The sequence below is a fragment of the Rahnella sp. PAMC25617 genome (genome assembly GCF_050606005.1).
In the GTDB taxonomy this organism is placed as follows: Bacteria; Pseudomonadota; Gammaproteobacteria; order Enterobacterales; family Enterobacteriaceae; genus Rahnella; species Rahnella variigena.
On record NZ_JBOCUM010000017.1, the window covers coordinates 115,203 to 127,734 of the forward strand.

General features: G+C 53.4%; 12 protein-coding genes. 6 read left to right on the forward strand and 6 right to left on the reverse strand.

The features are described 5' to 3' along the window. The first annotated feature begins 132 nt into the window (after positions 1-132). From ACM615_RS19700 to kefC, 3 genes are all read left to right on the forward strand, one after another. Complete coding sequence (locus ACM615_RS19700; protein ID WP_431012375.1) at positions 133-2,724, forward strand: glycosyl hydrolase family 18 protein; 2,592 nt, start codon at positions 133-135, stop codon at positions 2,722-2,724. A gap of 118 nt (positions 2,725-2,842) precedes the next feature. Continuing rightward, positions 2,843-3,397 (forward strand): glutathione-regulated potassium-efflux system oxidoreductase KefF, encoded by a 555-nt coding sequence (gene kefF / locus ACM615_RS19705; RefSeq protein ID WP_037033576.1) that lies wholly within the window; start codon positions 2,843-2,845, stop codon positions 3,395-3,397. Then, positions 3,390-5,243 (forward strand): glutathione-regulated potassium-efflux system protein KefC, encoded by a 1,854-nt coding sequence (gene kefC / locus ACM615_RS19710; RefSeq protein ID WP_112286984.1) that lies wholly within the window; start codon positions 3,390-3,392, stop codon positions 5,241-5,243. Before kefF ends, kefC begins: the two co-directional genes overlap by 8 nt. 66 nt (positions 5,244-5,309) lie before the next feature. Here kefC and ACM615_RS19715 read toward each other — a convergent pair whose 3' ends face one another. Further along, positions 5,310-5,924, reverse strand: coding sequence for a LysE family translocator (locus ACM615_RS19715; RefSeq protein ID WP_113876324.1), 615 nt, complete (start codon positions 5,922-5,924; stop codon positions 5,310-5,312). A gap of 104 nt (positions 5,925-6,028) precedes the next feature. Here ACM615_RS19715 and ACM615_RS19720 point away from each other — a divergent pair, with 104 nt between their 5' ends. From ACM615_RS19720 to folA, 3 genes are all read left to right on the forward strand, one after another. Continuing rightward, a complete protein-coding gene (locus ACM615_RS19720) occupies positions 6,029-6,838 on the forward strand; it encodes a threonine/serine ThrE exporter family protein (RefSeq protein ID WP_113876325.1) in 810 nt (269 codons plus the stop codon). Next, the gene (locus ACM615_RS19725) at positions 6,835-7,299 is read left to right on the forward strand and encodes a threonine/serine exporter (protein WP_165929049.1); all 465 of its coding nucleotides are present in this window, start codon (positions 6,835-6,837) and stop codon (positions 7,297-7,299) included. The genes ACM615_RS19720 and ACM615_RS19725 overlap by 4 nt, the downstream gene beginning before the upstream one ends. A 268-nt stretch (positions 7,300-7,567) precedes the next feature. After that, positions 7,568-8,053 (forward strand): type 3 dihydrofolate reductase, encoded by a 486-nt coding sequence (folA, locus tag ACM615_RS19730; protein ID WP_431012376.1) that lies wholly within the window; start codon positions 7,568-7,570, stop codon positions 8,051-8,053. 72 nt (positions 8,054-8,125) lie between these two features. Here the strand turns inward: folA and apaH are convergent, their stop codons facing one another. From apaH to surA, 5 genes are read right to left on the reverse strand one after another with little or no spacing between them, the layout of a single operon-like run. Beyond that, entirely contained in the window at positions 8,126-8,980 is an 855-nt protein-coding gene (gene apaH, locus ACM615_RS19735) for a bis(5'-nucleosyl)-tetraphosphatase (symmetrical) ApaH (protein WP_132966663.1), read from the reverse strand. A gap of 5 nt (positions 8,981-8,985) precedes the next feature. Beyond that, positions 8,986-9,363, reverse strand: coding sequence for a Co2+/Mg2+ efflux protein ApaG (apaG, locus tag ACM615_RS19740; RefSeq protein ID WP_112286979.1), 378 nt, complete (start codon positions 9,361-9,363; stop codon positions 8,986-8,988). Positions 9,364-9,367: 4 nt separating this feature from the next. Then, positions 9,368-10,195 (reverse strand): 16S rRNA (adenine(1518)-N(6)/adenine(1519)-N(6))-dimethyltransferase RsmA, encoded by an 828-nt coding sequence (gene rsmA / locus ACM615_RS19745; protein ID WP_113876327.1) that lies wholly within the window; start codon positions 10,193-10,195, stop codon positions 9,368-9,370. Between the two features lie 5 nt (positions 10,196-10,200). Next, a complete protein-coding gene (gene pdxA / locus ACM615_RS19750) occupies positions 10,201-11,208 on the reverse strand; it encodes a 4-hydroxythreonine-4-phosphate dehydrogenase PdxA (RefSeq protein ID WP_431012377.1) in 1,008 nt (335 codons plus the stop codon). Further along, positions 11,198-12,493, reverse strand: a complete 1,296-nt coding sequence (gene surA, locus ACM615_RS19755) for a peptidylprolyl isomerase SurA (RefSeq protein ID WP_113876328.1) — start codon at positions 12,491-12,493, stop codon at positions 11,198-11,200. The genes pdxA and surA overlap by 11 nt, the downstream gene beginning before the upstream one ends. Between the last annotated feature and the right edge of the window lie 39 nt (positions 12,494-12,532).

Consider the following 12,532-nt stretch of genomic DNA (forward strand, 5'->3'; position numbering starts at 1 on the left):
GAGTATCATGCTGTTTTAATGTTTAATTATTGTTATGTGTTTGTGTCTGATTTTATACTCGAAGCCTTGGTTAGTTCACATCGAGAATTAACCCTTCTTGCAGTGCTTCCAGTCAAAAATGAGGAATTTCACATGAACAAAACTCCTGTCAGCCTTCTGGCTTTGCTTATCGGCGCGGTTCTTGCGCCGGTCTCACAGGCTGCACTTCCCGGAAAGCCAAGTCTCGGCGCGGATGAGACGACGTTTTCTATTATTGATATTAACCAGTCAGCCACCGCCTATAACCAGCTGGTCACAGTGAAGAATGCGGCAGATGTCACCGTAACCTGGAATTTATGGACGGGCGACGCGGGCCAGACGGCCAAAGTGTTACTGAACGGTGCGCAGGTATGGAGCGGTCCGTCCGGGGCGACGGGGAGCGCCACTTTTGCTGTCAGTAAAGGCGGGCGTTATCAGTTACAGGTCGCGTTATGTAACAGCGAAGGTTGTACCACCAGTGACGCCAAACAAATTGTGGTGGCAGATACCGACGGCAGTCATCTGCTACCGTTAACCAGCACGCTGAAGGAAAATAACCAGCCTTATAACAACAAGTCTGGCAAGGTCGTTGGCGCATATTTTGTTGAGTGGGGCGTGTATGGTCGCGGATTCTCCGTGGATAAAATCCCTGCGCAGAACCTGACACATATCTTGTACGGCTTCACGCCGATTTGCGGCGGGGACGGGATTAACGACAGTTTAAAAAGCATTGAGGGCAGTTTTCAGGCCTTGCAACGCGCCTGTGCGGGGCGTCAGGATTTTAAAGTTGCGATACACGATCCCTGGGCTGCGGTGCAGATGCCTCAGCAAGGCGTCAGTGAATATTCAGCACCTTATAAAGGTAATTTTGGTCAGCTGATGGCGCTGAAAAAAGCCTATCCAAACCTGAAAATTGTCCCTTCCATCGGTGGCTGGACGTTGTCAGACCCGTTCTATTTCATGAAGGATAAGGCGAAGCGGGACGTCTTCGTGGCCTCGGTAAAAGAATTCCTGCAAACCTGGAAGTTCTTTGACGGTGTGGATATTGACTGGGAATTTCCGGGCGGTGGCGGTGAAAACCCGGCGCTGGGCAGCACGGCGGATGGTGATACCTATGTGCAGCTGATGAAAGATCTGCGGGCGATGCTTAATGAATTGTCAGCCCAGACAGGAAAAACCTACGAACTGAGTTCGGCGATCAGTGCAGGCAGGGACAAAATTGATAACGTGGATTACAGCGCCGTGCAGCAATATATGGATCACATATTCCTGATGAGCTACGACTTCTATGGGGCTTTCTCACTGACGACGCTGGGTCATCAAACCGCCTTATACGGTTCCGCCTCGAAGCCCGATACCGATTACACCACCGATCATGGCGTGCAGGCATTACTGTCACAGGGCGTGACGCCGGGCAAAATCGTGGTGGGTGCCGCTATGTACGGGCGCGGCTGGACAGGGGTGAAGAATTTCCAGAATAACGATCCTTTCACCGGCACCGCGACGGGCCCGACCGCAGGGACCTGGGAGAATGGCATTCTCGATTACCGTCAGGTGGCGAAGCTTAAAGCCAGCAGTGACTGGCAGTACAACTATGATCCGGCGGCTGAAGCCCCGTATTTGTGGAAGCCTTCCACCGGTGATTTGATCACTTACGATGACAACCGTTCAGTGATTGCCAAAGGTAAATACGTTCTGGCTAATCAGCTTGGCGGCCTGTTCGCATGGGAAATCGACGCAGATAACGGCGATATTTTGAATGCCATGCATGAAGGGTTAGGGGATGGCAGCGGCGGCGGCACTACAAATCTTGCGCCGCTGGCCAGTGCGGGAACGAATCAGAACGTGACCGGTCCGGTGACCGTGGTACTTGATGGTTCTGCCTCCCGTGACCCGGAAAATAGTGCGCTGACGTATCTGTGGACCAAAATCTCCGGCCCGGCAGTGACGCTGACCAATGCAGACAAAGCCAAAGCGCAGTTTAACGTACTGACTACCACACAAGATCAGGTGTGGGTATTCCAGCTCAAGGTGACCGACCCGCAAGGGCTGAGCACTACCGCGCAGGTTCAGGTGACAAACTCGGCGGTTCAGGCGAACCAGCCGCCGGTGGTGACGTTGCCTGCGACCATGACCGTGACGGCAGGTAATACCTTCGCGCTGGTGGCACAGGCGACGGATGCTAACAGCGATCCGCTAACCTATCAGTGGACGTTGCCCGCCGGTCTGAGCGCCAGCTCACTGACTACCAGCGCCATCAACGTTACCGCTCCGGCGGTCACCACCAGCACGGTTTATCAGGTCAGTGTTGTGGTCAGCGACGGAAAATCATCCGGCACGGCCAGCTTACAGCTGACAGTAAACCCGGCGACCTCGGGCGGATGTGGCGTGACAACGGATCCTGCAGCGGCACAAGTGCCAGCCTGGGACAGCAGTAAAATCTATAATACCGGTGATGCTGTAAGCTACAACCAGCTGATATGGAAGGCGAAATATTGGACTCAAAACAATCCGCCATTACGCAGCAGCGATCAGTGGCAACTCGTCAGCAATATCACTTTGCCTTACGACAATGCGGCCACCTATCTTCAGGGTGAAATGGCCACTTACGGCGGCCATAACTGGAAAGCGAAAGTCTGGACACAGGGTGTGACGCCGGTTGCAGGTGACAACTGGCTGGATCTCGGGGCAGTCAGTTGTCCGTAAATCCTTTCATCTAAAGCAACAGGGCCTGAGGGCCCTGTTTTTCATCGTATTTACGGCAGTTAATAAATGTTAAAAATACTTTATGATGAATGTATATTTTGTCGATATGAGTTCACTGATGATTTTAATAATTTACGCCCATCCTTATCCGCGCCATTCAAGAGCCAATCAGGGGTTGCTGTCAGCCGTCAGTGATTTGCCCAATGTTGAAGTGCGCTCGCTTTACGACCTCTATCCCGATTTTAATATCGACATCGCCGCTGAACAGAAAGCGGTTGAACGCGCGGATTTGGTGGTTTTTCAGCATCCCATCCAATGGTACAGCCTGCCGCCGCTGATGAAACTGTGGATCGACAAAGTGCTTGAGCACGGCTGGGCCTACGGTCATGAAGGCAATGCGCTGAACGGAAAACATTGCCTGTGGGCGGTGACGACCGGTGGCAACGAGCATCATTTCGAACTGGGTGATCACCCTGATTTCGACGTGCTGGCGCAGCCGTTACAGGCGACAGCCATTTATTGCGGCATGCACTGGCTGCCGTATTTTGCCGTCCACAACACCTTTATTTGTGACGAAGTGGCGCTGAAGGCGGCGGGCGAAGAATATCGCCGGCGTTTAACGGCTTGTCTGAGTCTGAAAGAAGGCTGTCCGCCGGAGGTGAGTCTTGGATAACCATAACCTGATGATCGAAGGCCTGATTTATCTCGGCTCGGCGGCGCTGTTTGTGCCGATTGCGGTACGCCTGGGGCTGGGTTCCGTGCTCGGTTATCTGATCGCCGGCTGCATTATCGGTCCGTGGGGGCTGAAGCTGGTGTCAGATGCGGAGTCAATTCTGACCTTTGCGGAAATCGGCGTGGTGCTGATGCTGTTTGTCATCGGTCTGGAGCTGGATCCCAAACGGTTATGGACCATGCGTGCCTCGGTATTCGGCGGCGGCAGTATTCAGATGGTCGGCTGCGGCGTGGTGCTCAGCGCGTTCTGTTACTTCCTCGGGCTGGACTGGAAAATTGCCCTGCTGATTGGCCTGACGCTGGCGCTGTCCTCAACGGCCATTGCCATGCAGGCGATGAGTGAGCGCAGCCTGACCGCTTCACCAATCGGGCGCAGCGCGTTTGCGGTATTGCTGTTTCAGGATATCGCGGCGATCCCGCTGGTGGCGATGATCCCGTTACTGGCAAGTACCGGCGAAGCTACCACGCTGATGAGTTTTGGTTTGTCCGCGGCAAAAGTGGCCGGTGCGCTGGTGCTGGTTATTCTGCTCGGACGCTATGTCACGCGGCCATTACTGCACTTCGTGGCACGTTCCGGCATGCGTGAAGTGTTCAGTGCCGTTGCGCTGTTTCTGGTCTTCGGTTTCGGCATTTTGCTGGAAATGGCCGGGATGTCGATGGCGATGGGCGCGTTTCTGGCAGGTGTATTGCTGGCGAGTTCTGAATACCGTCACGCGCTGGAAAGCGATATTCAGCCGTTCAAAGGCCTGTTGCTCGGCCTGTTTTTTATCGGCGTCGGGATGTCTATCGACTTCGGCACGCTGGTCCATCAGCCGTTGCTGATCGCCACATTGCTGGTTGGATTTATGGCGCTGAAAGCCGCTTTGCTGTGGCTGATTGCGCCGTGGCTGGGTGTGCCGAAAAAGCAGCGCGGCCTGTTTGCCATCTTAATCGGGCAGGGCAGTGAATTCGCATTCGTGATTTTCAGTACGGCGCAGATGGCTGGTGTGTTGCCGGTGGAATGGTCAAAGGCGCTGACGCTGGCCGTTGCACTTTCCATGGCGGTGACGCCATTACTGCTGGTATTGTCGGCGCGTCTTGAACGCAATGCGCCAAAAGATGACCGTCCGCAAGACACCATCGATGAAGAAAATGCGCAGGTCATTATCGCAGGGTTCGGTCGTTTTGGTCAGATTGCCGGTCGTCTGTTACTGGCCAATAACGTTCATACCGTGGTTCTTGACCACGATCCTGACCATATTGAAACGCTGCGCAAATTTGGTACCAAAGTATTTTACGGCGATGCCACGCGCGTGGATTTGCTGGAGTCGGCAGGCGCGGCGCAGGCTAAAGTCCTGATTAACGCCATTGATGATGTGGAGGCCAACCTTCAGCTGACCGCGCTGGCGAAAGAGCATTTCCCGAACCTGAAAGTGATTGCCCGTGCGCGTGACGTTGATCACTGGTATCAGCTGCGCCAGTTAGGTGTGGAAGCGCCGGAGCGTGAACTGTTTGAAGGTTCACTGCGCGTCGGTCGTGATGTGCTGGAAGCGCTGGGGCTGGATGCCTATGAAGCCCGCGAGAAAGCCGATTTGTTCCGCCGCTATAACCTGAAAATGCTGGAAGCGACTATCGAGAATTACGAAGATACCGAATTCCGCATCGCCAGTATGCAGCGTGCGAAAGATATGCTGACGGCAGCGATTGAACAGGATCAGGAGCGTCTGGCCTCCGGTCAGCAACAGGGCTGGCGCGGCAGTATTGACGGGAAAGCCCCGGAGAATGAGGTGATTGAAGCGAAGGGGTAAACAGATTCAAAACTGAAAACCGGTGCCTGATGCACCGGTTTTTTTTCTTTACTGATTCAGTACAAATCAGCTCAGTGCGACTTTGATACCTAAACCAATCAGCACGCCACCCAACAGCTTATCGATAATTTTTTGTGCTTTTGCCAGACCGCGACGTACCGGCGGGCTCTGGATCAGCAAGGCCAGTGACGGCCACCAGATAGCAGACAAACCCACGATTATCGAGGCGTACCACAGCTTTTCACCGACGGTGGAGTTGATCTGCAAAACCTGAGTAAACATCGCCAGGAAGAACAGCGTCGCTTTAGGATTCAGCAGATTACACAGATAACCCTGCACGAACGCCGTGCGTAATTTCACTTGCTGCGGCTCGAGCCCGTCGAGGTTCATTTTGCTGTTGCTGCGGGAGAATAACGCCTGAATACCCACCCAGATCAGATATGCGGCGCCGACGTATTTCAGCAAATTGAATAACCACGGCGTAGTGGTGATCACCACCGCCAGACCCGCCACACAGTAAGACATGTGCGTAATCACGCCACAAATCACACCCAGCGACGTCATGAGTGCAGCAATGCGCGGATAGCGGGCCGCATTTTTGATCACCAGAAAGAAATCAGGGCCGGGCGAAAGCATGCCGAGGAAGGCAATACTGGCAACAAAAAGGGTGGTTTCAAGCATGAAAATAACCGTCGTCAATGTTCAGAGCAAAAGAAGGCGGCATGATACGCCAATCCTCAGTAAGTTAAATCACTCTTATTGCTTTTTTGCGGACGGTGAATGGTATGCAGGATCCGGTCATAGAACACCCGGTGCGTGAAAGCCCCGAGGCGCATCATCAGCGTGAAATTACCCGGTTATGCATCGAATGTGCCCTGATGCTGTTGCAGCATGGCGCGGAAAGTATGCTGGTCGAACAGCTGTCGGCAAGACTCGGTGTCGCGCTGGGCATGGACCGGGTGGAAAGCTCAATCTCCGCCAATGCCATTGTGCTCAGCACGCTCAGCGGCGGTTACTGCCTGACCTCAACGCGTAAGAATGTCGATCGCGGGATCAACATGCAGGTGGTGACCGAAGTCCAGCATACGGTGATCCTGGCTGAGCATAAACTGCTCGACAGCGCGCTGGTGGCAAAACGTCTGCAAAAAATCAAACCGCTGCGCTATCCGCGCTGGCTGATGGTGCTGATGGTGGCGCTCTCCTGCGGGTGTTTCAGCAAACTTAACGGCGGCGGATGGGATGCGTTCACCGTCACTTTTTTAGCCAGTGGCGTCGCTATGGCCGTTCGCCAAAGTCTGACTGCACAGCACATGAATCCGCTGATCAACTTTTGCTGCACTGCATTTGTGGCGACGTCCATTTCAGGCCTGTTGTTGCGGCTGGGCATTTTTGATCAGTCGTCAAACGTCGCCATGGCCGCCAGCGTGTTATTGCTGGTGCCGGGTTTTCCGCTGATTAACGCTGTGGCGGATATGTTCAAGGGGCATGTGAATACCGGGCTGGCACGCTGGACGATGGCAAGTCTGCTGACGCTGGCAACCTGTATCGGTGTGGTCATGGCCATGGCGCTGTGGGATTTGCGGGGGTGGTCATGAGTCTTTTATGGGCGCTGATCGAGGACATGATTTTTGCTGCGGTGCCTGCCCTGGGCTTTGCGATGGTGTTTAATGTCCCACGCCGGGCATTACCCTATTGCGCACTGCTTGGCGGGCTCGGCCACGGCACCCGGATGTTACTTATTCATGGCGGGATCAACATTGAGTGGGCGTCCCTGCTGGCAGCTATACTGATTGGCATTATGGGCATTCGCTGGTCACGCTGGTTGCTGGCGCATCCTAAAGTTTTCACCGTTGCCGCCGTTATACCGATGTTCCCCGGTATATCAGCCTACACGGCGATGATTTCCGTGGTGGAGATTTCGCACCTTGGCTACAGCGAGGTATTGCTGTCGACGGCGCTTACCAATTTTCTAAAAGCCAGTTTTATCGTCGGGGCTTTATCTATCGGATTATCATTACCGGGATTGTGGCTGTACCGTAAACGCCCCGGTGTGTAAGGGTTGTTGTACAGCACGAATATACAGGACGAAATGCAGATCAACGGTTCAGCATTTTCGACTGAATTACGGCGAAAGCTTCCGGCTTTTGACCACACTTCAGGGGCTGAGATGGCACGTTTGACGGGGAATATCCCGGCAGGGGTAAAGCTCTCTTATATCTTTGTAAAGCGCAGGTCTTCCTATCGACGGCTGATAGGGCTTTCCGTATAGTGTCAGCTCTTTTTTCGGGTCACGCTCCAATTCCTTCTCTACACAGGGCTTCACAATGATTATTAGCCTGATCGCCGCACTGGCGACCGATCGCGTTATTGGCATGGAAAACGCTATGCCTTGGCATTTACCCGGTGATCTGGCCTGGTTTAAGCGTAATACGCTGAACAAACCTGTCATCATGGGACGCAAGACGTTTGAGTCAATCGGACACCCATTGCCTGGCAGGCTGAATATCGTCATCAGCTCTAAACCTGGCGAACATGAAGGCGTGACCTGGGTAACGTCCCTTGACGCTGCACTGGCGGCGGCCGGTGATGTGGAAGAAGTCATGGTGATGGGCGGAGGCCGCGTTTACGAACAGTTGCTGCCAAAAGCTAACCGTTTATACCTGACTCACATCGATGCAGAAGTGGAAGGCGACACGCATTTCCCTGATTACGAGCCGGATGACTGGGAAAGCACCTTCAGCGAATTCCATGATGCGGATGAGCAGAACTCTCACGGTTATTGCTTCGAAATTCTCGACCGCCGCGCCTGATACCTGATCAGTCTGAAATGAAAAAGGCACCTTTTGAAGGTGCCTTTTTGCTGTCTGAATGTCTGCGGTTTATTAAATCACTTTTGGGATCTCAGACTGCTCTTTTTCGCTGTGGCGGTTGGACGGCTGCGTGAAGTAGGTTTTATCTTCCCAACGTAGCATCGTCAGATCTCCGCCCCAGCAACACCCGGTATCGAGTGCGTAAATACCTTCCGGCGCGCCTTTTCCTTCCAGAGACGCCCAGTGACCAAACGCAATGCTGTAACCCGCTTCCCGGACAGGACCCGGAATATCAAACCAGGGTTTGAGCGGTTTTGGCGCGCTTTCCGGCACATCTTTGCAAATCATGTCCAGCTGACCGTTTGGGAAACAATAGCGCATACGGGTAAATGCGTTGGTACTGAAACGCAGGCGTGCCAGGCCCGAAAGCTCCGGGTGCCAGTTGTTTGGCATATCGCCATACATCGCATCCAGAAATAGCGGATAGGTGTCGCTGCTCAGCACGGATTCCACTTCACGGGCGCACATCTGCGCCGTTTCGAGATCCCACTGCGGCGTGATCCCGGCGTGTGCCATGACCAGCTTCAGCTCATCGTCTACCTGCAATACCGGCTGACGTCGCAGCCAGTTGATCAGCTCATCAGCATCTTCGGCTTCAAGCAGAGGCGTGATGCGATCTTTCGGTTTGTTAAAGCTGATACCGGCGTAAACCGCCAGCAGATGCAGATCATGGTTACCGAGTACCATGCGAACCGAATCGCCCAAACCGCTGACAAAACGCAGCACGTCGAGAGAGGACGGACCGCGGGCAACCAGATCACCGGTCAGCCACAGGACATCATTTTGCGGATCAAAATCCACCTGCGCCAATAGCGCCTTGAGTTCATCGATGCAGCCGTGAACATCACCAATAAGATATGTCGACATAAGGATTAATTTATCAGCGTAGGGATGGCGAGGCGGAAGACCGGAACAGGCACACGGAAGGCTTCACCGTCTTGTGCGACCATTTCATAATGGCCTTCCATCGTGCCCAGCGGCGTTTCTAAAATCGCGCCGCTGGTGTAGTGAAATTCATTGCCAGGCAGGATCAGCGGTTGTTCACCGATGACCCCTTCGCCCTGAACTTCTGTCTGGCGGCCATTACTGTTGGTAATCAGCCAGTAACGGCGAAGCAGTTGGACATTAAAACGCCCCAGGTTGCGGATGGTGATGGTGTAAGCGAAGACAAAACGTTCTTCTTCCGGTATCGACTGTGACTCAACGTAGATACTTTGCACCTGAACACAAACGCGGGGCGAATTAAGCATAACGCTACTCCTGAGGTTCCGGGGTTTTAGGTCGTGTGGACAACCAGTTAGCCAGTTTACAGAATTGCTCTACAGAAATATTTTCAGCACGCATGCTGAGATCTAAGCCCAGCTCGGTCATTTGTTCTGGTGTGAACAGATGGCCGAGGCTGTTGCGTATTGTTTTACGACGCTGGTTGAACGCATCGGTAGTCAGACGGCTCAGAATGCGAATATCCGGGACCGGATACGGGATCACTTCATGCGGCACTAAACGCACCACAGCGGATTCCACTTTCGGCGCCGGTGTGAAGGATTCTGGTGGAACTTCCAGAACCGGGATCACGTTGCAATAATATTGCGCCATCACCGTTAAACGACCATACGCTTTGCTGTTCGGACCTGCAACCAGACGGTTTACCACTTCCTTCTGCAACATAAAATGCATGTCTTTGATGGCGTTGGTATAGGTGAACAAATGAAACATCAGTGGCGTAGAAATGTTGTACGGCAGGTTACCAAAGACGCGCAGTGGCTGACCGAGTTCTTCAGACAGCTCGCCGAAATTGATTTTCATTGCGTCAGACTGGATGACCCGCAATTTGCCCTGAAACTTAGGGTTATTTTCCAGACGCGTCGCCAGATCACGGTCGAGTTCGATCACCGTCATGCTGTCCAGACGTGAAGCGACAGGCTCAGTTAATGCTGCCAGACCCGGACCGATTTCAACGACAGCTTCACCCGGCATAGGGTGAATGGCCGACACGATGCTATCGATAACAAACTGATCGGTTAAGAAGTTTTGCCCAAAACGTTTACGGGCAAAGTGACCTTGGTGGACTCTACTATTCATTGTTGTTATTTATCGTTGCTGTTATTTGCCATGTGAATGGCGAGATTTATTGCTGTCTTGAAACTGCCCGCATCGGCGGTGCCGGTGGCGGCGAGTTCAAGGGCGGTACCGTGATCAACGGAAGTCCGGATAAAAGGCAGGCCAAGCGTGATATTCACTGCGCGACCGAATCCCTGATATTTTAGCACCGGAAGGCCCTGATCGTGATACATCGATAAAACAGCATCGGCATGTTGCAGATATTTAGGCTGGAATAACGTATCAGCGGGCAGCGGGCCGATGAGATCCATCCCTTGCTGGCGCAGTTCGTCCAGTGCAGGAATGATAATGTCGATCTCTTCGTGCCCCATGTGGCCACCTTCGCCGGCATGTGGATTCAGACCACACACATAAATTTTCGGCGCGGTAATACCAAATTTGGTTTTCAGATCATGATGCAAAATGGTGATGACTTCATGCAGGCATTCACGGGTAATGGCTCCTGGCACCGCCAGCAAAGGCAAGTGCGTAGTCGCCAGCGCAACGCGCAATTCTTCAGTCGCCAGCATCATCACAACACGGTTGCAATGGCTGCGGTCGGCGAAGAATTCGGTATGACCGATGAAGGGGATACCGGCATCGTTGATAATGCTTTTCTGAACCGGACCGGTGATCAGTGCGGAAAATTCGCCGCTGATAGCACCGTCGCAGGCACGCGCCAGCGTTTCTACCACGTAAGGCGCATTAGCAACATCCAGTTTTCCGGCTGCCACAGGCGCGGCGAGGTTAACGGGTAAAACGGTCAGTGTGCCTGCCGCCTGAGGCTCAGGCGGACGGCCTTGCTGATAATCACGCAACTGAATACTCAGACCCAGTTTCTCAGCACGTTCAAGCAGTAAGGCCGGATCGGCACATGCCACTAACTCAACAGGCCATGCCTGCTGAGCCAGAGCGAGTACCAGATCCGGCCCAACCCCGGCTGGCTCGCCGGGGGTGATGACCACAGATTTTGTCACGGAAGTATTATTTTCCATTACCATCCATAATTTTCACATACGCTTCAGCACGTTGTTCCTGCATCCACGTCTGAGCTTCTTCCGCAAATTTGCGGTTGAACAGCATGCGGTAAGCACGTTCTTTCTGTGCTGCATCTGTTTTATCGACCTGACGGGTGTCGATCAGTTGGATCAAATGCCAGCCGAACGAGGAGTGAACCGGTGCGCTCATTTCACCTTTTTTCAGGTTCATCAGGGCATCACGGAACGCCGGATCGTACATGTCAGGTGAAGCCCAACCTAAATCGCCGCCCTGATTGGCAGAGCCCGGATCCTGAGAAAGCTGTTTAGCTTCATCAGCGAAGGTCGCTTTGCCACTCTTAATATCCGCAGCCACTTGTTCCAGTTTTGCACGCGCCTGCGCATCGGTCATCACCACTGAAGGTTTCAGCAGGATGTGGCGGGCGTGTACTTCGGTGACGGAAACGGTTTTGTTATCGCCACGGATATCGTTCACTTTCAGGATATGGAAGCCAACACCTGAACGAATCGGACCGATAACCTGACCTTTCTGCGCGGTGCTCAACGCCTGTGCAAACAGGGAAGGCAGTTCCTGCAATTTGCCCCAGCCCATGTTGCCGCCTTTCAGCGCCTGGGAGTCAGCAGAGTAGGTGATCGCCAGTTTGCCGAAATCCGCACCATTGTTCAGATCAGAGACGATTTTCTTCGCCAGCTGTTCTGCAGAATCAACCTGATCCTGCGTCGGGTTTTCCGGTAATGGCAACAGGATGTGGCTGAGGTTGAATTCAGCACCGCTGCCATTTTGCGCAGCGACCTGTTTAGCCAGCTGATCCACTTCCTGAGGCAGGATCGTAACGCGACGACGTACTTCGCTGTTACGCACTTCGGTGATGATCATTTCTTTGCGGATCTGGGCACGGTAGGTGCTGTAGTTCAGGCCGTCATACGCCAGACGGCTGCGAAGCTGATCAACGGAAATGTTGTTCTGCTGGGCAATACCGGCGATGGCTTTATCGACATCCTGATCGGTAGGCGTGATCCCCATGCGGGTCGCCATCTGCAACTGGATCTGATCCATGATCAGACGATCGAGGATCTGGTGACGTAACGTTGCGTCATCCGGCAGCTGTTGTTTAGCCTGCTGTGCCTGCTGTTTAACGGAATTAAACAAACCATCTACGTCACTTTGCAATACGACGCCGTTGTTCACGACGGCAGCAACTTTATCAACTTCCTGAGGGGCAGCAAACGCAGTGCTGGCACAAAGCGTCACGCCGAGGAGAAGTGTTCTCCAGTTCTTCATACTTTTTCCATTTGTCTAATCCGCAAGCGCGGGTTTCAA

Excerpts from the sequence above, each read along its gene's own strand:
- apaG (WP_112286979.1), bottom strand. The coding sequence starts at position 9,363 with ATGCTTAATTCGCCCCGCGTTTGTGTTCAGGTGCAAAGTATCTACGTT.
- ACM615_RS19700 (WP_431012375.1), top strand. The coding sequence starts at position 133 with ATGAACAAAACTCCTGTCAGCCTTCTGGCTTTGCTTATCGGCGCGGTT.
- pdxA (WP_431012377.1), bottom strand. The coding sequence starts at position 11,208 with ATGGAAAATAATACTTCCGTGACAAAATCTGTGGTCATCACCCCCGGC.
- folA (WP_431012376.1), top strand. The coding sequence starts at position 7,568 with ATGATTATTAGCCTGATCGCCGCACTGGCGACCGATCGCGTTATTGGC.
- kefF (WP_037033576.1), top strand. The coding sequence starts at position 2,843 with ATGATTTTAATAATTTACGCCCATCCTTATCCGCGCCATTCAAGAGCC.
- ACM615_RS19725 (WP_165929049.1), top strand. The coding sequence starts at position 6,835 with ATGAGTCTTTTATGGGCGCTGATCGAGGACATGATTTTTGCTGCGGTG.
- ACM615_RS19715 (WP_113876324.1), bottom strand. The coding sequence starts at position 5,924 with ATGCTTGAAACCACCCTTTTTGTTGCCAGTATTGCCTTCCTCGGCATG.
- rsmA (WP_113876327.1), bottom strand. The coding sequence starts at position 10,195 with ATGAATAGTAGAGTCCACCAAGGTCACTTTGCCCGTAAACGTTTTGGG.
- ACM615_RS19720 (WP_113876325.1), top strand. The coding sequence starts at position 6,029 with ATGCAGGATCCGGTCATAGAACACCCGGTGCGTGAAAGCCCCGAGGCG.
- apaH (WP_132966663.1), bottom strand. The coding sequence starts at position 8,980 with ATGTCGACATATCTTATTGGTGATGTTCACGGCTGCATCGATGAACTC.
- surA (WP_113876328.1), bottom strand. The coding sequence starts at position 12,493 with ATGAAGAACTGGAGAACACTTCTCCTCGGCGTGACGCTTTGTGCCAGC.